At 63.4% G+C, this 18889-nt stretch carries 24 protein-coding genes; 13 read left to right on the top strand and 11 right to left on the bottom strand.

What is annotated here, in order from left to right:
* Positions 1 to 135: 135 nt before the first annotated feature.
* Entirely contained in the window at positions 136 to 327 is a 192-nt protein-coding gene (locus JI749_RS06465; protein ID WP_201661048.1) for a hypothetical protein, read from the top strand.
* Here JI749_RS06465 and JI749_RS06460 read toward each other — a convergent pair whose 3' ends face one another.
* From JI749_RS06460 to mnmA, 3 genes are read right to left on the bottom strand one after another with little or no spacing between them, the layout of a single operon-like run.
* A complete protein-coding gene (locus tag JI749_RS06460; protein ID WP_201661045.1) occupies positions 328 to 1026 on the bottom strand; it encodes an ATP-binding protein in 699 nt (232 codons plus the stop codon). It abuts the gene before it with no gap.
* Positions 1023 to 1754, bottom strand: a complete 732-nt coding sequence (locus JI749_RS06455; protein WP_201661042.1) for a response regulator — start codon at positions 1752 to 1754, stop codon at positions 1023 to 1025. The genes JI749_RS06460 and JI749_RS06455 overlap by 4 nt, the downstream gene beginning before the upstream one ends.
* 44 nt (positions 1755 to 1798) lie before the next feature.
* Positions 1799 to 2953 (bottom strand): tRNA 2-thiouridine(34) synthase MnmA, encoded by a 1155-nt coding sequence (gene mnmA / locus JI749_RS06450; protein ID WP_201661040.1) that lies wholly within the window; start codon positions 2951 to 2953, stop codon positions 1799 to 1801.
* A 283-nt stretch (positions 2954 to 3236) separates the two neighbouring features.
* Here mnmA and JI749_RS06445 point away from each other — a divergent pair, with 283 nt between their 5' ends.
* The 3 genes from JI749_RS06445 to sciP all read left to right on the top strand — a co-directional run bounded on the left by JI749_RS06445 (position 3237) and on the right by sciP (position 5983).
* On the top strand, positions 3237 to 4796 hold the full coding sequence (locus tag JI749_RS06445) for a flagellar hook-length control protein FliK (RefSeq protein ID WP_201661036.1): 1560 nt from the start codon (positions 3237 to 3239) through the stop codon (positions 4794 to 4796).
* A 12-nt stretch (positions 4797 to 4808) separates the two neighbouring features.
* Positions 4809 to 5495 carry a flagellar hook assembly protein FlgD gene (locus JI749_RS06440; RefSeq protein ID WP_201661034.1) on the top strand — a complete coding sequence of 229 codons (687 nt, stop codon included), beginning with the start codon at positions 4809 to 4811 and terminating at the stop codon, positions 5493 to 5495.
* 209 nt (positions 5496 to 5704) lie between these two features.
* Entirely contained in the window at positions 5705 to 5983 is a 279-nt protein-coding gene (gene sciP, locus JI749_RS06435; protein WP_035102845.1) for a CtrA inhibitor SciP, read from the top strand.
* A gap of 85 nt (positions 5984 to 6068) precedes the next feature.
* Here the strand turns inward: sciP and JI749_RS06430 are convergent, their stop codons facing one another.
* The gene (locus tag JI749_RS06430) at positions 6069 to 6527 is read right to left on the bottom strand and encodes a hypothetical protein (protein ID WP_201661031.1); all 459 of its coding nucleotides are present in this window, start codon (positions 6525 to 6527) and stop codon (positions 6069 to 6071) included.
* Positions 6528 to 6603: 76 nt separating this feature from the next.
* On the opposite strand from JI749_RS06430, the gene JI749_RS06425 reads away from it, so the two are divergent.
* A complete protein-coding gene (locus JI749_RS06425; protein ID WP_201661028.1) occupies positions 6604 to 7173 on the top strand; it encodes a DUF2306 domain-containing protein in 570 nt (189 codons plus the stop codon).
* Here JI749_RS06425 and JI749_RS06420 read toward each other — a convergent pair whose 3' ends face one another.
* From JI749_RS06420 to JI749_RS06400, 5 genes are all read right to left on the bottom strand, one after another.
* The gene (locus JI749_RS06420; RefSeq protein ID WP_201661025.1) at positions 7174 to 7683 is read right to left on the bottom strand and encodes an SRPBCC domain-containing protein; all 510 of its coding nucleotides are present in this window, start codon (positions 7681 to 7683) and stop codon (positions 7174 to 7176) included.
* Positions 7673 to 8026, bottom strand: a complete 354-nt coding sequence (locus JI749_RS06415) for an ArsR/SmtB family transcription factor (RefSeq protein WP_201660998.1) — start codon at positions 8024 to 8026, stop codon at positions 7673 to 7675. Before JI749_RS06415 ends, JI749_RS06420 begins: the two co-directional genes overlap by 11 nt.
* 70 nt (positions 8027 to 8096) lie before the next feature.
* Positions 8097 to 8639, bottom strand: coding sequence for a hypothetical protein (locus JI749_RS06410; protein WP_201660995.1), 543 nt, complete (start codon positions 8637 to 8639; stop codon positions 8097 to 8099).
* Positions 8640 to 8666: 27 nt separating this feature from the next.
* Positions 8667 to 9089 (bottom strand): NAD(+)--rifampin ADP-ribosyltransferase, encoded by a 423-nt coding sequence (gene arr, locus JI749_RS06405; protein ID WP_201660992.1) that lies wholly within the window; start codon positions 9087 to 9089, stop codon positions 8667 to 8669.
* Between the two features lie 20 nt (positions 9090 to 9109).
* On the bottom strand, positions 9110 to 9727 hold the full coding sequence (locus JI749_RS06400) for a glutathione S-transferase family protein (RefSeq protein WP_201660988.1): 618 nt from the start codon (positions 9725 to 9727) through the stop codon (positions 9110 to 9112).
* A 157-nt stretch (positions 9728 to 9884) separates the two neighbouring features.
* On the opposite strand from JI749_RS06400, the gene fliF reads away from it, so the two are divergent.
* The 8 genes from fliF to JI749_RS06360 are packed head-to-tail and all read left to right on the top strand — an operon-like array spanning position 9885 to position 18379.
* Complete coding sequence (gene fliF / locus JI749_RS06395; RefSeq protein ID WP_325166764.1) at positions 9885 to 11513, top strand: flagellar basal-body MS-ring/collar protein FliF; 1629 nt, start codon at positions 9885 to 9887, stop codon at positions 11511 to 11513.
* A 5-nt stretch (positions 11514 to 11518) separates the two neighbouring features.
* A complete protein-coding gene (fliG, locus tag JI749_RS06390; protein WP_201660982.1) occupies positions 11519 to 12607 on the top strand; it encodes a flagellar motor switch protein FliG in 1089 nt (362 codons plus the stop codon).
* Between the two features lie 3 nt (positions 12608 to 12610).
* Positions 12611 to 13267, top strand: a complete 657-nt coding sequence (locus JI749_RS06385; RefSeq protein ID WP_201660979.1) for a FliH/SctL family protein — start codon at positions 12611 to 12613, stop codon at positions 13265 to 13267.
* A 59-nt stretch (positions 13268 to 13326) separates the two neighbouring features.
* On the top strand, positions 13327 to 13617 hold the full coding sequence (gene fliN / locus JI749_RS06380) for a flagellar motor switch protein FliN (protein ID WP_233280916.1): 291 nt from the start codon (positions 13327 to 13329) through the stop codon (positions 13615 to 13617).
* Between the two features lie 10 nt (positions 13618 to 13627).
* Complete coding sequence (flbD, locus tag JI749_RS06375; protein WP_201660976.1) at positions 13628 to 14995, top strand: sigma-54-dependent transcriptional regulator FlbD; 1368 nt, start codon at positions 13628 to 13630, stop codon at positions 14993 to 14995.
* Positions 14996 to 15002: 7 nt separating this feature from the next.
* Positions 15003 to 17147, top strand: a complete 2145-nt coding sequence (gene flhA / locus JI749_RS06370; protein ID WP_201660973.1) for a flagellar biosynthesis protein FlhA — start codon at positions 15003 to 15005, stop codon at positions 17145 to 17147.
* A 2-nt stretch (positions 17148 to 17149) separates the two neighbouring features.
* Positions 17150 to 18085, top strand: a complete 936-nt coding sequence (locus JI749_RS06365; protein WP_201660970.1) for an aminoglycoside phosphotransferase family protein — start codon at positions 17150 to 17152, stop codon at positions 18083 to 18085.
* A gap of 9 nt (positions 18086 to 18094) precedes the next feature.
* A complete protein-coding gene (locus JI749_RS06360) occupies positions 18095 to 18379 on the top strand; it encodes a putative quinol monooxygenase (RefSeq protein WP_201660967.1) in 285 nt (94 codons plus the stop codon).
* Positions 18380 to 18385: 6 nt separating this feature from the next.
* On the opposite strand, the gene JI749_RS06355 is transcribed toward JI749_RS06360, so the two are convergent.
* Both JI749_RS06355 and JI749_RS06350 read right to left on the bottom strand, forming a co-directional pair.
* Positions 18386 to 18655 carry a hypothetical protein gene (locus JI749_RS06355; protein WP_201660964.1) on the bottom strand — a complete coding sequence of 90 codons (270 nt, stop codon included), beginning with the start codon at positions 18653 to 18655 and terminating at the stop codon, positions 18386 to 18388.
* Positions 18655 to 18852 (bottom strand): DUF2934 domain-containing protein, encoded by a 198-nt coding sequence (locus JI749_RS06350; protein ID WP_201660961.1) that lies wholly within the window; start codon positions 18850 to 18852, stop codon positions 18655 to 18657. Before JI749_RS06350 ends, JI749_RS06355 begins: the two co-directional genes overlap by 1 nt.
* Positions 18853 to 18889: the final 37 nt, after the last annotated feature.

Genomic DNA, 18889 nt, shown 5'->3' with positions numbered 1-18889 from the left:
CGACGGGGGATGCGGCAGTCAGTCCCATCACCAGGCCATGCACCCGAGCCTACCTCTGACATCATTGTAGTGGTAAGACGCCCCTGCCCGCCCGACCCTTGGGGTGGTTATGCAGATTTATTTCGCGAGGCCCCGATGGACGATCCAAAGCCGAGCCCCTTTGCGCTCAACCGCGGGCGCATCATGCTGCTGGTGCTGGGCGCCATCCTGGTGCTGATCGCCATCTCCACCTGGCTGGGCGGCATCAACGCCTATCAGCAGCTGCGCGAAGCCAATGCCGCGGCGACCCAAGCGGCGCCGGCGGCAGCCGACGCGCCGGCGCCATGACTATTGGCGATTGAGGACAATTGTGAAGCGGCAATAACCGAACTTGCGCCCGCTCAGATCCATCGGCGGGCTGCTCCGCTCGAACAGAATGTCCCCGAAAAACTCTTCGCGCATAGCCCGCCGGGCGTTGTAGAGCCCCAAACCGCTTCCTTTGTCCATTGTCCTGGCTTCCCGCCCCCGGTAGCCGCTTTCAAAAATCTTCTCGACCTCGTCATCATGGACATAGGGGCCCAAGGACGTCACCGACCCAGCAATGCGCGTTTCGCCGTCATTCACCTCACAATTAATGATGCTGCCGCTCGCACAATACTTCACTGCATTTTGCAGAAGCGTCCATGGCACCATGTTGAAGTAGTTGGGTCCGCGCACGCAGGCATGGGACTTGCCCGTCAGCTGTATCCTGACCTTGCGGTTGCAGTAGCTAGCCCAGGCCCGAGCAGCACGGATCGTCGCGTCCATGCTCTTGTAAAGGTAAAGGTCCATCTGCGTGGCAGTGAAGCCTTCGAGATAGTTCACAGCCTGGCGCTGCGCCATGATCAGATTGAGGAGATCATTCACGTTCTGTAGCTTTTGGCGCAGCCCAGCCGCGTCGTTCGCTCCGCCCTGCGGGACCAAAGACTGTTGCCTGAGCGCCTCGAGCAGCCCTTCGATATCATGGTGGTGCTGGACGAGCCAGTTCAGTTCCTCGGGTGTGTTCATGGTCCCGACAGCGTCCGCGCTAGTTTGACGACTGCGGAAAATGCGGAAACGGAACCTGCCAAAACCTCGGAATAATCGACATTTGTTCGCAGCTTGCCGAGACCCTTGGAGAAGATGTCCGGCTGGTTCTTGATAAACGATTGAGTGTAGTAGTGCTCCGCCAACAAGAGCTGCTTGGAATTGAGCCCCTTCTTACGCAGGAAGTTGCGCATCCTGGTCCATTGGCTTGTGGGTGACAGAATGTCTGCGAGCAGCCGATCAAGCACCGGGACCATGTCTTCGAGCGCCGTCTGCTTGGACAGCACGATATCGCTGCTCTGCTCGGCTCGCCGAATGAGATTGGAGTTCCTTTGGGCGCCAGTGAGCACGACGACGCGCAGCAGCGGGTATTCGTTGAAGTACTCCTCGATGGCTGGCAGGCCATGCTGATTGGTGTTCTGGGGCATTACGCCCATGATGTCCGATATGACGATGGCAAATTGCCCCAACTCGGTTCCGGGCGGGGAGGTGGTGCGGGTGGTCAGGGTAAAGCCGTAGCTTTCCAGCCCTTCGCGATACGGGAAGCCTTCGTCATCGATGGCGATGATCCTCAGCTTGGACCTTATTTCCCGCTTGACCGTAAGAAGGCCGCTATCAAAGGTAACAGCCTCTTCGCACGTTCGCAGTCGCCAGATATTAGGCAGAACAGAAAAAAGCATATCCAGTAATCGCTCGACGCCGACAGACATCTACCGTAGTGGATTTCCGGAACCGCACAATTACTTTGTATGCCTCAAGCAGCCGCAAACACTTGCGGCACGGCTTCGGCGATGAAGCCGCCGCCCCAGACTTCCGAGGTCGGTGTGTCGTCGGCATAGAAGACGCATGCCTGGCCCGGCGAGATGCCGTATTCGCCTGACACCAGCGTCACGAACACGTCGTCGCCGCGCATCTGCACCACGGCCGGCTGCGGGCCACGGGTTGAGCGGACCTTGACCTCGACCGGGGCCCCATTGCCGGCGCTGAGTTCGGCCAGCGGCCGGGCGCCCAGCCAGTTGACGTCGCGCAGCCGCACCGTATGGGTCTTGAGCGCCTCGCGCGGGCCGACGATGACGCGACCCGTCTTGTGCTCGAGCTTGATCACATAGAGGGGCTCGGCCGCTGCGACGCCCAGGCCCTTGCGCTGGCCGATCGTGTAGTTGACGATGCCCTCATGGGTGCCGAGTACCCGGCCATCGAGATGGACGATCTCGCCCTGCGCAGCAGCCTCGGGATGCATCTTGCGGATGATGTCGGCATACTTGCCCTGCGGCACGAAGCAGATGTCCTGGCTGTCGTGCTTTTCGGCGATCTCGAGCCCCATGTCGCGGGCCAGTTCGCGCACTTCGGCCTTAGGCATGCCGCCCAGCGGGAAGCGCAGGAAATCGAGCTGGCTCTGCGTGGTGGCGAACAGGAAGTAGGTCTGGTCGCGCTCGGCATCGACCGGGCGGAACAGCTGCCGTCGGCCGTCTTCGCCCAGCCGGCTCTGCACATAATGACCGGTGGCCAGGACGTCCGCACCCAGGTCCCGGGCCACTTCCATCAGGTCGACGAACTTGACCGACTGGTTGCAGGCAATGCACGGCACCGGCGTTTCGCCCTGCTGATAGGCATTGGCGAAGGGCGCAATCACCGAGCGCTTGAAGCGCTCCTCATAGTCCAGCACGTAATGGGGAATGCCCAAGGTCGCCGCCACCCGGCGCGCATCGTGGATATCCTGCCCGGCGCAGCATGCGCCCTTGCGATGGGTGGCCTCGCCATGATCGTAGAGCTGGAGGGTGACGCCGACGACGTCATAGCCCTGCCGGGCAAGCAGGCCGGCAACGACCGAGGAATCCACGCCCCCCGACATCGCGACGACGACGCGCGTGTCTTCGGGACGCTTGGCGATATCAAGCGAGTTCAACATGTCCTGTATCCGGTTGGGTTCAAGGGCCAGCGGACGAATTTGGTGGCGCTCAATACGCCTTCTGCACGGCGCTAGCAACCGTGGAGGCTCACCCCGAGCCATCCCGCCAACTGGGCAAGAAATGCCGCCCGGCAGTATTTCTTGCCGCCAGAAGGCAAGTTCGGATTGTCCTGCCTCTGCTCAACCCATTGTCGAATAAACACCTTTTAGCTGAAGTCCCACTTGGCACCACCCTTGCACCGTCACCAGCGGATTAGTCGCATTAGTACATGGGTTCGCATTCGTGGCATCACATCTGACGGTTACCACCACCACTGCAGGCGTCAGCAGCAGCAAGGCTCTCAACGCATCCGCAGATGCGACCGAGGGCCCGGTCGATGTGTTCGCAGCACTGTTGGGCGCCGCAAACGCGCCGGCCAATACGGAAACCAGCAAGAGTTCGACCGCCAGCCTGGACGTGAACCTGGGGAACCTGGTGAACATGTCGTTGGGCTTTGGCGAAGAGGGAACGCCTGAACAGGACGACCCCGACGCCATCGCTGCTGTGATCGATGCCGTGGTACCGATCCAGGATCGACTGGACGCCACACCCGTGCTGTCCGACATTGTCGATACCCTCGCCGACCTCAAGGCCAAGCTTGAAGCCGGAGAGCCGCTTGATCCCGAGACGCTCAAGAAACTGGACGCTGCGCTGGCCGATCTGGCCGCGGCACTCGACATCGACCTCTCCGCCCTGCCCTCGCTCGACGACCTCACGGCGTTGGTGAACAACATCCAGCCCGACGATGCCAGCCTTGCCGCCCGCCTGACCGCTGCCTTTGGCCCCGTCGCCGAAAACCTGTTCAGTGGCTCGGCCTCGGCCGAAGCCAGCGCCGAGCTCTCGGCCCAGATCAAATCGGTTGGCGACAAGCTGGCCGCATTGCTGGCCGCGCTCAACAAGGGTGAAGCCGACGCCGACCAGTTGGCCCAGCTCGAACTCGATGCCAAGGCCGACCTCGACCTCGATGCAGCGCTGGCCAAGCTCGCCCAGGCCACCAAGCCCGCCGTTGACACCGACATCGCGACGATGCCGCTCGCCGCGCCCGAACTTCAGCTGACTGAAAAGGCGCTGACCGGGAAAGCAGGCCCGACCGCGCCAGCGACCGATGCGCCCGCTGCCGATGCCGCGGGGGAAACCACCGAAACGTCGGACGCGCCAGCACCGGTGCAGGCCAGCGCCCGAGCCTCCGATGATGCCACGGATCGCGACAGCGACCGGCAGGACAAACTCGACACCCAGCGCTCGCCCGTTGCCGCTGCCGCGATCGACAAACAGCCTGAGCCGCAGAACAATACCCTGCCGCCCCAGGCCGCGGCGCGCGCCGAGGTCGTCGCGGCACCGCGTGTTGTTCAGGCCGGCTACCAGACCAGCCAGCAGCAGCTCAACCTGCCCCAGCTCGCCTTCGAGATGGTCCGCCAGGTCAACGAGGGCAATTCCCGCTTCCAGATTCGCCTCGATCCACCCGAACTCGGCCGCATCGATGTTCGACTCGACATCGACAAGGCCGGCCAGGTTCATGCCCGACTGGTTGTCGAGAAGTCGGAAACGCTCGATCTCATGCAGCGCGACCAGCGCGCTCTGGAGCGCGCGCTGCAGCAGGCCGGCCTCGATAGCGGCAAGACCAACCTGGAATTCTCGCTCAAGCAGAACCCGTTCAGCGGCCAGCAGCGCCAGGACGGCGGCCAGGGCCGCGGCCCCATTTTCGGCGGCGACATCGTGTCCGGCACCGACGACACGCCGCCGCCCACAGTCAATCTTTACCGCGGCAGCCTGACTGCCAGCGGCGTCAACATCATCGCGTAAGGAGTAGGTGTCATGGCAATCGATAGCGTTTCAGGCAATTCCAAAACCAGTCAGATGGCGAGCTCGCGCTCAACCATCGCCGACAATTTCGACACCTTCCTGAGCATCCTGACCACCCAGCTCAAGAACCAGAATCCGATGGATCCGCTGGATACCAACCAGTTCACCCAGCAGCTGGTACAGTTCACCGGCGTCGAGCAGCAGCTCAAGACCAATGAATTCCTCGAGACACTGATGCTCTCGAGCCAGAATACGGCCAAGTCGGATGCCGTGTCCTATATCGGCAAAGAAGTGACGTCTTCGGGCAAGACCGGCGAATTGACCGATGCCAACGCGGTCTTCTGGGCCTATAGCGCCGACGCCAATGCAGCCAACGCCACCGTGACCATCAAGGACAAGAACGGTCAGGTCGTCTATTCCGAAACGGGTCCGCTCAAGTCCGGCCCCGGCACCTTCCGCTGGGATGGCAAGGGCAGCGATGGCAACATGAAGCCCAACGGCGTCTATACCATCGACATCAAGGGCAAGGACGCCAACGGCAAGGACGTCAAGATCAGCACCGCCTCGATCGGCGTCGTTACCGCCGTCGACTTCACCGGCGATGTGCCAGTCCTCACGGTCGGCAGCCGCCGCGTCTCCATCACCGACGTCACCGACGTCCGCATCCCCGATGTCACCGCCTCCGGAGACGACGCCTGACAGGAGCGCGCGACCCGAATACACTCGGTTCAAGGTATTGCCCGGCTTTTGCCGGGCAATTCGTTTCAACGCTCAGACCCCGCGAAATCTTGATTCAGTGCGTTGAAATCCCACGCCATTCTTAACCTGTTGTAAGTTTTCCCTTAGTCGAAATTTAAGGCTGGTACCCTACTCTCTTCCTCATATGGTCAGGTTGAGTAGAGAGTAAAATGACCGTACAAATGCGTCCTCGCGTTAAGTACGTTATCGGTCCGGACGGAAGTCCGCTCACGATCGCAGATCTTCCCCCCGCCAATACGCGGAGGTGGGTCATCCGCCGCAAAGCCGAAGTCGTCGCAGCCGTGCGCGGCGGACTGCTCAGCCTCGAAGAGGCGTGCGACCGCTACACCCTGAGCGTCGATGAATTTCTCAACTGGCAGGCCGCCATCGACAAGCATGGCCTGGCCGGTCTCCGCACCACCTGGATTCAGCACTACCGCGAGGGGTGAAGATCGAAGGTCTGACGGATGACCAAACATCGCAAAGCCCGCCGAGGAAACTCGGCGGGCTTTGCGCTATGCCATTCCGGCTGGGTCAGTCCGTGGTGCAGGCAACCTCGCCTTGCCGCTCATAGCTGGCCTGGAAGGTCGGAATGCTGCCCTCGCGCCCGCTCAAGTCCATATCGTCGGACCCCAGCGCAACGAACATGTAGGGCGCCTCGCTGTCATCGCCGTAGTACATTTCCAGCTTCTTCTTGGCGTTTCCCCACCGGCCGTGCCCGACCAGCAGTTCATCGGCGGCGTGGGTTGTCAGGAACCGGAACAGCACCTCGCCGCACGAATTGTCCTCGCCCACCGATATGCCGCAGAAATCTTCGCCGCAGGGCGCAACATCAATCGTTTTATAGCGTATGCCTTTAGACGAATAAGCGGGCTCTTCATCACTTACCGTCCAGCGGCCATAATACTGTTCGGTTGCGGCCTGTGCCGCATTTCCGCACAAACCGAGGGCCAGGCCCAGGGCCAGGGTTGCAACAACGTGGTTACGAGCCATCATGAACTCCCATTCGCATAAGGCTAGCCCGCCGATCATGGCCGTTTGGCGCTGGCTTATGCTAGCGCCTCCGCTGTTGTTTGTAATCTACGTTGCGCTGCGCGGAATATCGGAAAGTTTTGACAATGACGGCTTTCCAGAACCTCTTGCGGTCAAGCTGGAATTGCTGCCGGTCATCTTTCCCGTTCACATGGTATCGGGTGGCCTGGCCCTGCTGCTGGTGCCCCTGGTCCTCTATATGCGTGGCACCCGGTGGCATCGCCTCGTTGGACGCGTCACCGCGGCCATTGTTCTCGTCGCGGGCCTGACGGCCATTCCGGTTGCTGTCGTGATGCCGGTCACGGAGATCTCCGCCGCCGGCTTCGTGGCCCAGGGCGTTGCGTGGATCGTGCTGCTGGCCCTGGGCATCTGGCATATTCGGCGGGGGCAAGTTGCTCCCCACCGCGCCTGCATGCTGATGATGGCCGCGGTGACGTCGGGCGCGCTGTTCTTTCGCATTTACCTAGGCCTATGGAAGGCAGTCGGCGGTTCCAGGCACTTCGAGGCGTTCTACGCACTCGATGCCTGGATCGCCTGGGGCCTGCCTCTTGTCGCCATGGCGATATGGCTTCGCCTCAGCGGGCCGCGCCACCTGGGCCAGGCCTGATCAGGCGCCGCCGGCGCTGAGGCTGGCGAGCACGGCATCGAGCTGGTCGAACTGCTCGGGTGTGCCTTCCATCCCGCCCAGCGAGGCCTCGAGCGCCTCCTTGTTGGGGTGGAGTTCGCTGAAGGTCAGCAGCGTCCTGCCGTCCTTTTCCACCAGCGTCACCGTGGAAATGGCGCTGCTGTCGCCCTCGTCATTGGTCCAGACGATCCGCGTGGGCGGCACCACATCGGTATAGGTGCCGAAAAAGGCCCATGTCGTCTCGCCATCCTTGCCGAATTCGAGGCGATAGCTGCCGCCGGTGCGTACATCCAACTGGCAGGAGCGCAGCGGCACCCCCAGCGACTTGGGCACCCACCACTGCGCGAACAACTCCGGCCTGGTCCAGGCTTCGAACACGATCCTGGCCGGCGCGTCGAATGTCCGGGTGACCGTGATTTCGCAGTCCGACGTCCGCTTAATCGACGTGCGGTTGCCCGTGGCGGCCGAGCCGCCATCCTGCCTATCGTTCATCATTGTTCTCCTTGCGTTTGAGTTCTTCGACAACTTTGTCCAGCTTGTCGAACCGCGCGTCCCAGAGCTGCCGGTAGCGCTCGATCCATTCCGCTTCATGCTCGAGGCGGCTGGTGCCCAGCCGGCAGACCCGAACACGTCCAACCTTTTCCGAAGTGACCAATCCGGCCTGTTCGAGAACGCTGACGTGCTTTTTCATGCCCGTCAGCGTCATGCTGAAGGTCTCGGCCAGATCGGTGATCGAGGCATCGGACCGCCCAAGACGCTCAAGCACACCACGCCGGGTGGCATCCGAAAGCGCGGCGAACGAGGTGTCGAAACGGCTTTGCTGAAACTGAACCATGTAGTTCAGTATAGCGAATGACGAGAGAGATGCAAGGGGCCGCTCTGGTCGCATGTGAACCGGGAAGTGCCTAACGGAGCACTGCCTGTCTCCGCTTGCTCAATATTTGCTCGTCCTCCTCGAATTCGCCCAGATAGAGTCCGTCATCACCCCAGTCGATGATGCGACCATCCTTGACGACGACAGCCACGAGGTTGTTGGCACCCGTAACGAGCTTTAGCTCGGCGAAGCGGCTGTCGAACTGGTCGTGTATCTGTACTTCCTCGAGCACGCTCCGGGCGAAGGCGTCCTCTGGCCCCGCGATGCCAAACTCGCGCAGATGCGCCTCGAGGCTCGTCTCTCCAGGCCGGGATTCAACGCCATAGTCGGCGACCTGGAAGGCGAAGTTGGCCTCCTCCCACATCATGGCCTTGACGCGATCGAGTTGGGCCGGGTCGAGCGCTAGAACGTCGGCAATGGTGGCCGCCATTTTGTCCGTTAGTTCTGGCCCCGCCCCATCGACCGGGAAGAGCGTGAAGGGCAGTTCGACGCCGAACAACGGGACATGCAGTCTCAAGTGGCCCATGTCGTAGTAGTCCCACTGGCATTGCGCCGCTATTTCAGCCTTGTTCATTGCAGTCCTCGCAAAATCCGCAGCCTCTTAGTTGATGATCCTCGCATCGGGATTGGCACTGAGCGCAGACAGCCGCTCCCGCCACATCTGCAGCGCCTCAGGCGTCAGTCTCGTCCAATCAGCGATCTCGCGCACCACCCTGAGTGGGGCCACGCTGCGATAGGACCGCGTCGGGTTGCCCGGAAATTTCTTGTCGGTCACGTTCGGATCGTTCTCGAAAGGCCCGGTCGGCTCGACTTCGTAGACATGTGGCTCGGCGACACCCTTGACCAGTTCCGCAGCAAGCTCCGCGGCCAGCCCTGCCCCGTCCACCAGCGCGGTGAAGTAGATATGGTTCATGACGATGTCGGGCCGATAGTTCGACCGGTATCCTGCCGTGAGCAGGTCGCCAGCCTGCAGTGCCGCAACCGTGCCGTGAAAGAACGGCCCGGCATCGAGGACACTAGCCATGATCGTAACCCTCTCGGTGCTTAAGGCGTCTCGGGTCCCATCCAGCGGGCACCGGCCTCGCGGCTCAGGAGACGCTCGTAATAGTCAGCGACGGCAGGGAATTCCTTCTTGTCCGCCGGTATGCTCATCCAGCGGTGTACGGAAAGGCCGAGCGCGATATCGGCGATGGAAAAGCCGGCGCCGATATAGCCGGTATTTGCCCCGGCCAGCGCCGCTTCGAGAATCTCCATCTTGCTGGTCCAGCGCGACATCGAGTCCGCCACCTTGGCTGGATCGTCATAGCCGGGCGTCTTGCGCAGCAGTGCATTGACCGCGTAGCCCCAGGGCGGATTGAGTTCTGCCGCTTGCCAGCCCAGCCACTGCAAGGCCATGGCGCGCAATTCGAGCTGCTCGGGCAACAGCGCACCCTCGCGCTCGGCCAGGTAGATCAGGATGGCATTGCTTTCCCACAACACGAAGCCGTTCTCGACCAGAACGGGCACCTGTCCGTTGGGATTGAGCGCCAGGAATTCGGGCACCTTGGGGTCGCGGAAGGGCAGGCCCCAGTCCTCGCGTTCATAGCCGAGCGCCAGTTCGTCCAGCGCCCACACCACCTTGCGCACATTGATCGAAGTGACCCGTCCCAAAACCCTCAGCATCGCTTCATCCTTCCTTTACCGCGCTCGGCATTTTCTGCCCGAATTCGCAAACTGCGACCAGCAGTTAAGACAATCTTTACCATCCGGTAGGTAATTTTTGCCCAGCGGCCTCTGCGCGCGTTGCGTAGGCATGGCCACCTTTCAATCGAGTGCCGGCGTGGACAATTTTACCCAGCTGATCAACCGCATAGGCCTGCCTCGGCTGGCTGCCATGGCGGTCGTGGCCGTCCTGTTGCTCGGCTTTTTCGGCTTCCTGATCATGCGGGCGCAGACGCCGAATCTGTCCCCGCTCTATACCGGCCTCAGCCTAGAAGACTCCTCGGCAATTGTGACCGAACTGCAGTCGCTCAACATTCCCTACGAGTTGCGCGGCGATGGCGACACCATTCTCATTCCGCGCGACCAGATCACCACCACCCGAATGACGCTGGCCGGTTCGGGCCTGCCCCAGCGCGGCCAGGTCGGCTACGAGATCTTCGACCAGCAGTCGACCCTGGGCGCCACCAGCTTCGTGCAGAATCTGAACAATGTACGCGCCCTCGAAGGGGAACTGGCCCGCACTATCGGCTCGTTGACCCGCATCAAGTCGGCCCGGGTGCACCTGGTCCTGCCCGAGCGCGAGCTGTTCCGCCGTGAGCGCACCGACCCTTCCGCTTCCATCGTTTTGTCGGTGCGCGGAGAACTGTCCGCCGGCGAAATCCGCGCCATCCAGCACCTGGTTGCCTCGGCAATCGAGGGCCTGACCCCCACGCGCGTCTCCATCGTCGACGACCAGGGTAACCTCCTGGCCTCGGGATCGGGCGACGACGAGCAGGGCGCCCTGGCCGGCGAAGCCGCCGAGCGCACCCTGGGCTTCGAGAACCGCCTCCGCACCCGCGTCGAGGACATGCTGGCCAATGTCGTCGGCGCCGGCCGCGCCCGCGTCGAAGTCAGCGCCGAGATCGACTACAACCGCTCCACCACTACGCAGGAAACCTTCGATCCGGAATCGCAGGTCGTCCGCTCCAGCCAGGTGCGCGAGACGGAAAACCTGACCAATGGCGCTAACGGCCAGGTGACCGTGGCCAACGAACTGCCCGGCGCCTCGCAGAACGCTGGCGGCACCGGCGCCACCGAACAGGGCACTTCCACCGAAGAGGTCACCAACTACGAAATCTCCAAGACCACCCAGACGGCCGTTACCGAAGCCGGCGCGATCAAGCGCCTGTCGGTGGCCGTCGTTGTCGATGGCGTCTATTCCGCCGCCACCAATGGCGACCCGGTCTATACCCCGCGCAGCGCCGACGAAATCGCCCAGATCCTCACCCTGGTCCGCTCGGCCGTCGGCTATTCCGAGGCCCGCGGCGACAGTGTCGAAGTGGTCAACATGCAGTTCGCCGAACGGCCCGAACTGGCCGTGCCGGGCACCGACGCAACGGGCGGCCTGCTCGACTTCACCCGCGACGACCTGATGAATGGCGCGGAAATGGCGGTTACCCTGCTCATCGCATTGGCGCTGATCTTCTTCGTCATGCGCCCATTGCTCAAGAAGGTCCTGACGCCCGAAAGCCAGCCGCTCGCCTTGCCTTCGGCCGCTGAACTGGGCCACCACGGCGTGCTCAGCGCTGATGGCCAGGTGATTTCGGAGCCCGAGGAGCCCAAGGACAAGACACCAGCCTGGGTCGCGAACGCCAAGTCGATGGGCGAGACCCAGCTCCAAACCCTCAAGACCGTCGGCAATCTTGTTGAAGAAAATCCCAAGCAGGCCGCGCTGATCGTGCGCGACTGGCTGGGTAACGCAGCGTAACCGCCATGTCCATCGTACCCCAATCCCTTGATATCCCGGATGCCACCGGCGCAGGCGGCGGCAAGCAACTGGTCGTCGGCAACGATGCCGCTCACCAGCGCGTGCTCAAGGGCGACGAAAAGGCGGCGGCCCTTTTGCTGGCGCTGGGGCCCGACTATGGCAAGCCCATCTTCGATGAGCTGGACGAACTCGAGGTCAAGCAGCTCAGCCGTGCCATGGTGCGCCTGGGCCCGATCACCCAGGAAATGCTCGACGACCTGATGATCGAATTCGTCACCACCATTTCCTCCAACGGCTCGCTGTCGGGCAATACCGACTCCACCGAACGTCTGCTGCTGAGCTTCCTCAGCCAGGACAAGGTCGACGCCATCATGGAGGAAATCCGCGGCCCGGCCGGCCGCAACATGTGGGAGAAGCTCTCCAACGTGCAGGCCGACGTCCTGGCCGCCTATCTCAAGAACGAATACCCCCAGACCATCGCCGTGGTGCTCTCCAAGATCGCCACCGACCACGCCTCCAAGGTCCTGGCCGTGCTGCCCGAAGAACTGGCCATGGACGTGGTGCAGCGCATGCTGGGCCTCGATCCCGTGCAGAAGGAAATTCTCGAAAAGATCGAGACCACCCTTCGCACAGAATTTATGTCGACGCTCAATCACAGCAAGCGTCGCGACAGCCACGAGCAGATGGCCGAGATCTTCAACAGCTTCGATCGACAGACCGAAGCGCGCTTCATCACCACGCTTGAAGAGCAGAGCCGCGACGACGCCGAGCGCATCAAGGCGCTGATGTTCACCTTCGAGGACCTGGCCAAGCTCGAATCCTCGGCCATCCAGACCTTGCTCACCAAGATGGACAAGAAGGAACTGGCCATGGCGCTCAAGGGCGCCAACGAGTCGGTCAAGGAAACCTTCTTCAAGAACATGTCGGGCCGCACCGCCAAGCTGCTCAAGGACGACATGGAAGCCATGGGTCCTGTGCGCCTGAAGGATGTCGACGAGGCCCAGGGCCGCATGGTCTCCACGGCCAAGGATCTCGCAGCCAAGGGCGAAATCCTGATCATGAAGTCCAAAGCCGACGACCAGATGGTGGCGTAATCCATGTCCCCCGCCCCCGCCCGCTTCACTTTCGACCTCGACCTCGGCAAGCGCACGACGCCATCGGCGCCGCCCGAACCGACCATGCCCGAACGCCTGGTCGCCCAGCTCATCGCGCAGGCGCGCGAGGAAGCCTATGCCGAGGGATTGGCTGCCGGCGAGCGCAACGCGACGGCCGTTGCCGCGCAGACCCTGGCGGCTGCCGCCGGTACCCTGGCAACCCAGAGCGCCGAAATGACCGCCGCGCTCGATGATGCCACCGCGCAGATCCGGCGCGAGGCCGTCGAGCTGGCAGCGAGCATCGGCCGCAAGCTGGCGCTGCACTTGCTGGCCCGCTACCCCACAGTCGAACTCGACGCGCTGATCGCCGAATGCATGCAGAGCCTGAGCGGCGTGCCCCACCTCGTCGTGCGCTGCCACCCCTCGATTGCCGACGGTATCCGTGACGTCGCCACCGCCCACATGCAGACCTCGGGCTTTGCCGGTCGCCTCGTGGTCATGGGCGACCCCGACCTGCGGCTGGGCGATGGGCGCCTCGAATGGGTCGATGGCGGCCTGGTTCGCGATATCGGCGCCGTCGCTAAAGACATTGATCACAAGATTTCAGCCTATCTCGCCGCCCGCGGTGGACAGGCCAAGCAGCAGGAGAGCGATCATTGAGCGCTTCCGAATCCGGCGATGACGACATCACCATGCAGGAAGGCATCTCGTTTGAAGAGATGCTGCCGCCAGAGCGTGCCGACGGCCCCCAGGCCCATGTCGAGCGCAGCGCCGCCGACCTCGAGGCGGTGTTCGACGTTCCCGTTCGCATTTCGGTCGTCCTCGGCCGTACCAAGATGCCGGTGAGCGACCTGCTCCGCCTTGATACCGGCACCGTCATCGAGCTCGATCGCCAGGTCGGCGAAGCCGTCGAAATCTTCGTCAACGATCGTCTCGTCGCCCGTGGTGAAATCGTGCTGGTGGAAAACAAGCTCGGCGTCACCATGACCGAAATCATTAAACCGCAGTAGGGAGTAGAGGATGCGTCTGCTCATCATCGGAGCCCTCGAGGGCCAGCTCAGCGAAGCCACCAAGATGGCCATGAATGGCGGAGCCAAGGTGGCCCATGCCCCCTCGGTCGAGATCGCCCTGGCCGCGCTGCGGGCCGGCCGCGGTGCCGACCTGCTGCTGGTCGACGTCGTCATGGACATCGGCGGGCTCATTGCCGGGCTCGAGGCCGAACGCATCGCCATTCCGGTGGTCGCCTGCGGCGTCGAGGCCAACGCGGCCGCCGCCGTCAACGCCATCCGCGCCGGCGCCAAGGAATATATCCCCCTGCCACCCGATGCCGAGCTGATCGCCGCGGTCATCGCCGCGGTCGCTCGCGACGCCTCCGAGTTCCTCTTCCGCGACCCGGCTATGGAGCGCGTGGTCAAGATGGCCGACCAAATAGCCGGCTCCGACGCCTCGATCCTGATCACCGGCGAGAGCGGCACCGGCAAGGAGGTCATCGCCAAATACGTGCATTCGCGCTCCAAGCGGGCCAACAAGCCCTTTATCTCGGTCAACTGCGCCGCCATTCCCGAAGCCCTGCTCGAATCCGAGCTGTTCGGCCACGAAAAGGGTGCCTTCACCGGCGCCGTCGCGCGCCGCATCGGCAAGTTCGAGGAGGCTTCGGGCGGCACCCTGCTGCTCGACGAAATCAGCGAGATGGATATCCGCCTGCAAGCCAAGCTGCTGCGCGCCATCCAGGAGCGCGTCATCGACCGTGTTGGCGGTGGCAAGCCGGTGCCGGTCGATATCCGCATTCTCGCCACCTCCAATCGAAACCTCAGTGAGGCGGTGCGCGAAGGCACTTTCCGCGAAGACCTCCTGTTCCGCCTCAACGTGGTCAATCTCAAGCTGCCGGCCTTGCGCGATCGCCCCGGCGACATTGCCGCGCTGTCCGAGCACTTCGTCGCCAAATACGCCAAGGCCAACGGCCTGCCCCCGCGCGAACTCTCCGCCGAAGCCCGCGCTGCCTTGCTCAAGGCGCCCTGGCCGGGCAACGTCCGCGAGCTGGAAAACACCCTCCATCGCGCCGTGCTGTTGTCGTCGGGCGATGTCATTGGCCCGGAGGCCATCGTGCTGCCCGATGGCATGGGCCTCGCCGAAGCGGCCGCCGGCAACTCGCTGTCCGCCCAGCTCGCCCAGACCGCGCAAACCATGTCCGCTGCCTTGGTGGGACGTACCGTGGCCGATGTCGAGCGCGACCTGATCCTCGACACTCTTGACCACACCCTGGGTAACCGCACCCACGCGGCCAATATCCTGGGGATCTCGATCCGGACCCTGCGCAACAAGCTCAACCAATATGCCGATGAAGGCACGCATGTGCCCGAACCCGGCGAACGCCGCTCCGTGGCTTAGGACTTAGATGGTCGATCTGCCAACCGGCAACGCCCGCCCTGCCTTCAAGGTGCCGTCCGTCGGCACCGTGCTGGACACCCTGCGCTCGGGCGATATCGCCCTGGCCGCGGGCGTCATGGGCCTCATCGTCATCCTGATCGTGCCGATGCCGGCACTGCTGGTCGACGGCCTTCTTGCCATCTCGATCGTCTTCTCCGTGATGATCCTGATGACGGCTCTGTTCATTCAGAAGCCGCTCGAATTCTCGTCCTTCCCGACGGTGCTGCTGATCGCCACCATGCTGCGGCTTGGCCTTAACCTGGCCACCACCCGCCTGATCCTGAGCGAAGGTCACACCGGTCACAGTGCTGCCGGCCACGTGATCGAGGCCTTCGGCAACTTCATCACGCGCGGCAATTTCATCATCGGTACGGTGATTTTCATCATCCTGGTGATCGTCAATTTCATCGTCATCACCAAGGGTTCCGGCCGTATCGCCGAAGTGGCCGCCCGCTTCAGCCTGGACGCCATGCCCGGCAAGCAGATGGCCATCGACGCCGATCTCAGCGCCGGCCTGATCGACGAGGACACGGCCAAGAAGCGGCGCGCGGAACTCGAAGGCGAAAGCGCCTTCTTCGGTAACATGGACGGTGCCAGCAAATTCGTGCGCGGCGATGCCATTGCCGGCCTGATCATCACCTTCATCAACATTTCTGCCGGCATGCTGATCGGCATCATGCAGCAGGGGCTGTCGTTCCAGGAGGCCGGCAACGTCTATACCCTGCTCACCATCGGCGATGGCCTGGTCTCGCAGATCCCGGCCCTGATCGTCTCGACCGCCGCGGGTATCCTGGTGTCCAAGTCCGGCGTGCAGGGCAGCGCCGACAAGGCCCTGTCGGCCCAGTTCACCGGCTATCCGCGCGCCCTGGGGATGTCTTCGGCAGTCATGGGTGCCCTGGCCTTCCTGCCCGGCATGCCAATGATCCCCTTCCTCGCACTGGCCGGCGGCGTCGGCTATGTCGCCTGGCGCGCCGCCGGCACCAAGCAGGTGAGGGACGCCAAGGCCACGCTGGACCAGATCGCGAAATCGCCGGCGCAGCCCGGCGCTCCAGGCGCGCCCGGCCCGGCCGCCGAGGCCCCCATAACCGACAGTCTCAAGATCGACGAGCTCAAGCTCGAACTCGGCTATGGTCTGCTCGGTCTCGTCAAGGAAGACGAAAACGGCAGCGACCGTCTCACTGAGCAGATCAAGGCCCTGCGCCGCCAGCTTGCCATCGAGCTCGGCTTCGTCATGCCGCCTGTCCGCATCCTGGACAACATGCAGCTCGAGCCCAACGTCTACAAGGTCCGCATCAAGGAGGTCGAGGCCGGCATCGGCGAGGTCTATGCCAACCAGCTCATGGTCATGGACCCCTATGGCAACCAGATCGACCTGCCCGGTACGCACACGACTGAGCCGACCTTCGGCCTGCCGGCCACCTGGATCGAGCCCGCTCTGCGCGACGAGGCCGAACTGCGCGGCCTTTCCATCATCGATCCCTCGACCGTCATCTCGACGCACCTGACCGAGGTGCTCAAGGCCAACGTCGCGGACCTCCTGAGCTACGCTAATGTCCAGTCGCTGCTCTCGGGCCTGCCCAAGGAGCAGCAAAAGCTGGTGGAAGACATTGTCCCGGGCCTGATCACCGTGTCTGGCGTGCAGCGCGTGCTGCAGGCGCTGCTCAACGAGCGCATTTCCATCCGCGACCTCTCCACCATCCTCGAGGGCATTGCCGAGGTTGCGGGTCCGGGCCGCTCGGTACAGACCATTGCCGAACACGTCCGCAGCCGCCTGGCGCGCCAGCTCTGTGCCGCCAATCTCGGACCCGATGGCAACCTGCCGCTGCTGACGCTGGGCCCGCAATGGGAGCGGGACTTCGCCGAAGCCATGGTGGGCGATGGCGAGAACCGCCACCTGGCCATGGCGCCCAGCCGCCTGCAGCAGTTCATCGGCGCCATCCAGTCCGCCTATGAGCGTGCGGCCCAACTGGGCGAGTTGCCGGTGCTCATCACCTCGCCCGCGATCCGCCCGCATGTTCGCTCGATCATCGAGCGCTTCCGCCCCCAGACCGTGGTCATGAGTCAGAACGAGGTCCATCCCCGCATCCGCCTCAAGACCGTGGGCAGCGTCTGATCATGTCGGATTCTGCCAGGTTCTCCCTCCCCGAGATCGTCCGGCGCCGGGCCGAGGGCGAAGGGCCCGACGGAGAGGCCTGGCTGGCCCAACTCGACACCACCCTGGCCGGACTCGAAGACGAATGGGGTCTCACTATTGGCGAGGCCCTGCCCGGCGGCAGCGCGGCCTTTGTCGCCGAGGCAACCGATGCAACCGGCGCCAGCTTCATCATCAAGCTGCCGACGCCGGGAAGCCGGATCGGGCGGGAGGAGGTCACGGTGCTCGCCATCGCTCGGGGCAAGGGCTATGTGCGGCTGATCCGGCAGGATGCCGATCGCCATGCCATGCTGCTGGAACGCCTTGGCGACCGGCTCGACGACCGTGAGCTGCCCTATATGGGCAAGATCGACATCATGTGCGCGACCCTGCTCGAGGCCTGGATGCCCGTGCCGCCCGGCTTCGCCTGGGTCACGGGCGCGGAAAAGGCCAATAGTCTCGCCGGCATGATCCTGCGGCTGAACCAGCAACTGGGCCAGCCATGCTCGCCCGCGGTGCGCGACACCGCCTTGATGTACTGCAGGGACCGGGCGGCCGCCTGGCGGCCGGAAAGTGCCGTGCTGGCGCATGGCGATCCGCATCCGGCCAATATCCTCGAAGTGCCCGAAACCGACGGGCACCAGTGGAAGTTCATCGATCCCGATGGCCTGGCCATCGAGCCCGCCTACGATCTGGGTGTCCTGCTGCGGGCCTGGCATGAAGGCGTCAGCGGTCGACATGCCCACGACATCGCCCGAAGCCACGCCCGCCACCTGACCTCCCGTACGCAGGTGCCGGCCGAAGCCATCTGGCAATGGGGCTATATCGAACGCGTCTCCACCGGCCTGCACCTGATGGAACTGGGCGAAACCGAGCAGGGTCGCGAATTCCTGACTGTGGCCGAAGCCTTGACCCTCTAGGGAGCCACCATGGCCGGCAAGGTGTTTCTCGATGGCTATCTGGAAGTGCCTCCCGATCGAGCGGAGGCAGTCACCCGGGCCTTGCCCGATCACATCGCCCTGACCCGCGCCGAACCGGGCTGCCTGGCTTTCGATGTGGTGGTCGATCCCAGCGACCCGAGCCGCTTTCTTGTCTCCGAAACCTTCACGGATCGCGCCGCCTTCGACGCACACCAGGCCCGCGCGAAGGCATCGCCCTGGGCGGAAGTCACCGCCGGGCTCCCGCGCCATTACAACATCCGCGAAGAGTCCTAGCGCCGCTTACTCGCCGAATTCCCTGTCATGAACCGGGGCATCGGGGCGCTGGCTGTCGAGGCTTTCGCGATACTTGACGCAGCCGCGCAGGAATTTGGGCCATGGCGGCACCGCGATCTGAGGATCGACTTTGTCGGGCAACAGCGCCCACATATCGGGGTGATGCCAGCACAGCCCATGGCCGGTCTGGTCGCGATGCGCGCGGATGGCCTGCCGCAGCTGGCGGGCTACGCCCAGCAGCTCGTCCCGCGTCAGCCCGTCGAGATCCTCGTCCATCAATGCGCCGGAAAGCCGGCTGGCGGCCGCGGCTGAGTCACCTCGGCCGCCTCTTCGGACAGGTCGAGGTTCATCTCTTCGCTCAGCTCGCGTTCGGCGCGGTGCCAGTAGTCGTCCGCGCGGCCTTCTGGAGACCCATCGCTTTCCCACAGGGCATAGGCGCGAGCGCGAATTTCAGACTCATGTGGCGTATGCATGCTGGTATCCTCCGCAACCCGCGCTTAACGAGCCAAA

Source organism: Devosia oryziradicis, assembly GCF_016698645.1.
GTDB classification, from domain to species: domain Bacteria; phylum Pseudomonadota; class Alphaproteobacteria; order Rhizobiales; family Devosiaceae; genus Devosia; species Devosia oryziradicis.
The sequence above is the reverse complement of the archived record's forward strand: the minus strand, read 5'-3'. Positions and strand labels throughout refer to the sequence as shown.

Bases quoted from the DNA above. Each gene is read 5' to 3' on its own strand.
- JI749_RS06465 (WP_201661048.1), top strand. From the start codon at position 136: ATGGACGATCCAAAGCCGAGCCCCTTTGCGCTCAACCGCGGGCGCATC.
- JI749_RS06360 (WP_201660967.1), top strand. From the start codon at position 18,095: ATGGCCGGCAAGGTGTTTCTCGATGGCTATCTGGAAGTGCCTCCCGAT.
- fliN (WP_233280916.1), top strand. From the start codon at position 13,327: ATGCTGCCGCCAGAGCGTGCCGACGGCCCCCAGGCCCATGTCGAGCGC.
- arr (WP_201660992.1), bottom strand. From the start codon at position 9,089: ATGGCTAGTGTCCTCGATGCCGGGCCGTTCTTTCACGGCACGGTTGCG.
- JI749_RS06430 (WP_201661031.1), bottom strand. From the start codon at position 6,527: ATGGCTCGTAACCACGTTGTTGCAACCCTGGCCCTGGGCCTGGCCCTC.
- JI749_RS06420 (WP_201661025.1), bottom strand. From the start codon at position 7,683: ATGAACGATAGGCAGGATGGCGGCTCGGCCGCCACGGGCAACCGCACG.
- JI749_RS06385 (WP_201660979.1), top strand. From the start codon at position 12,611: ATGTCCCCCGCCCCCGCCCGCTTCACTTTCGACCTCGACCTCGGCAAG.
- JI749_RS06400 (WP_201660988.1), bottom strand. From the start codon at position 9,727: ATGCTGAGGGTTTTGGGACGGGTCACTTCGATCAATGTGCGCAAGGTG.
- JI749_RS06455 (WP_201661042.1), bottom strand. From the start codon at position 1,754: ATGTCTGTCGGCGTCGAGCGATTACTGGATATGCTTTTTTCTGTTCTG.
- flhA (WP_201660973.1), top strand. From the start codon at position 15,003: ATGGTCGATCTGCCAACCGGCAACGCCCGCCCTGCCTTCAAGGTGCCG.
- JI749_RS06410 (WP_201660995.1), bottom strand. From the start codon at position 8,639: ATGAACAAGGCTGAAATAGCGGCGCAATGCCAGTGGGACTACTACGAC.
- JI749_RS06460 (WP_201661045.1), bottom strand. From the start codon at position 1,026: ATGAACACACCCGAGGAACTGAACTGGCTCGTCCAGCACCACCATGAT.
- JI749_RS06350 (WP_201660961.1), bottom strand. From the start codon at position 18,852: ATGCATACGCCACATGAGTCTGAAATTCGCGCTCGCGCCTATGCCCTG.
- sciP (WP_035102845.1), top strand. From the start codon at position 5,705: ATGACCGTACAAATGCGTCCTCGCGTTAAGTACGTTATCGGTCCGGAC.
- mnmA (WP_201661040.1), bottom strand. From the start codon at position 2,953: ATGTTGAACTCGCTTGATATCGCCAAGCGTCCCGAAGACACGCGCGTC.
- JI749_RS06415 (WP_201660998.1), bottom strand. From the start codon at position 8,026: ATGGTTCAGTTTCAGCAAAGCCGTTTCGACACCTCGTTCGCCGCGCTT.
- fliG (WP_201660982.1), top strand. From the start codon at position 11,519: ATGTCCATCGTACCCCAATCCCTTGATATCCCGGATGCCACCGGCGCA.
- JI749_RS06365 (WP_201660970.1), top strand. From the start codon at position 17,150: ATGTCGGATTCTGCCAGGTTCTCCCTCCCCGAGATCGTCCGGCGCCGG.
- JI749_RS06355 (WP_201660964.1), bottom strand. From the start codon at position 18,655: ATGGACGAGGATCTCGACGGGCTGACGCGGGACGAGCTGCTGGGCGTA.
- flbD (WP_201660976.1), top strand. From the start codon at position 13,628: ATGCGTCTGCTCATCATCGGAGCCCTCGAGGGCCAGCTCAGCGAAGCC.
- JI749_RS06440 (WP_201661034.1), top strand. From the start codon at position 4,809: ATGGCAATCGATAGCGTTTCAGGCAATTCCAAAACCAGTCAGATGGCG.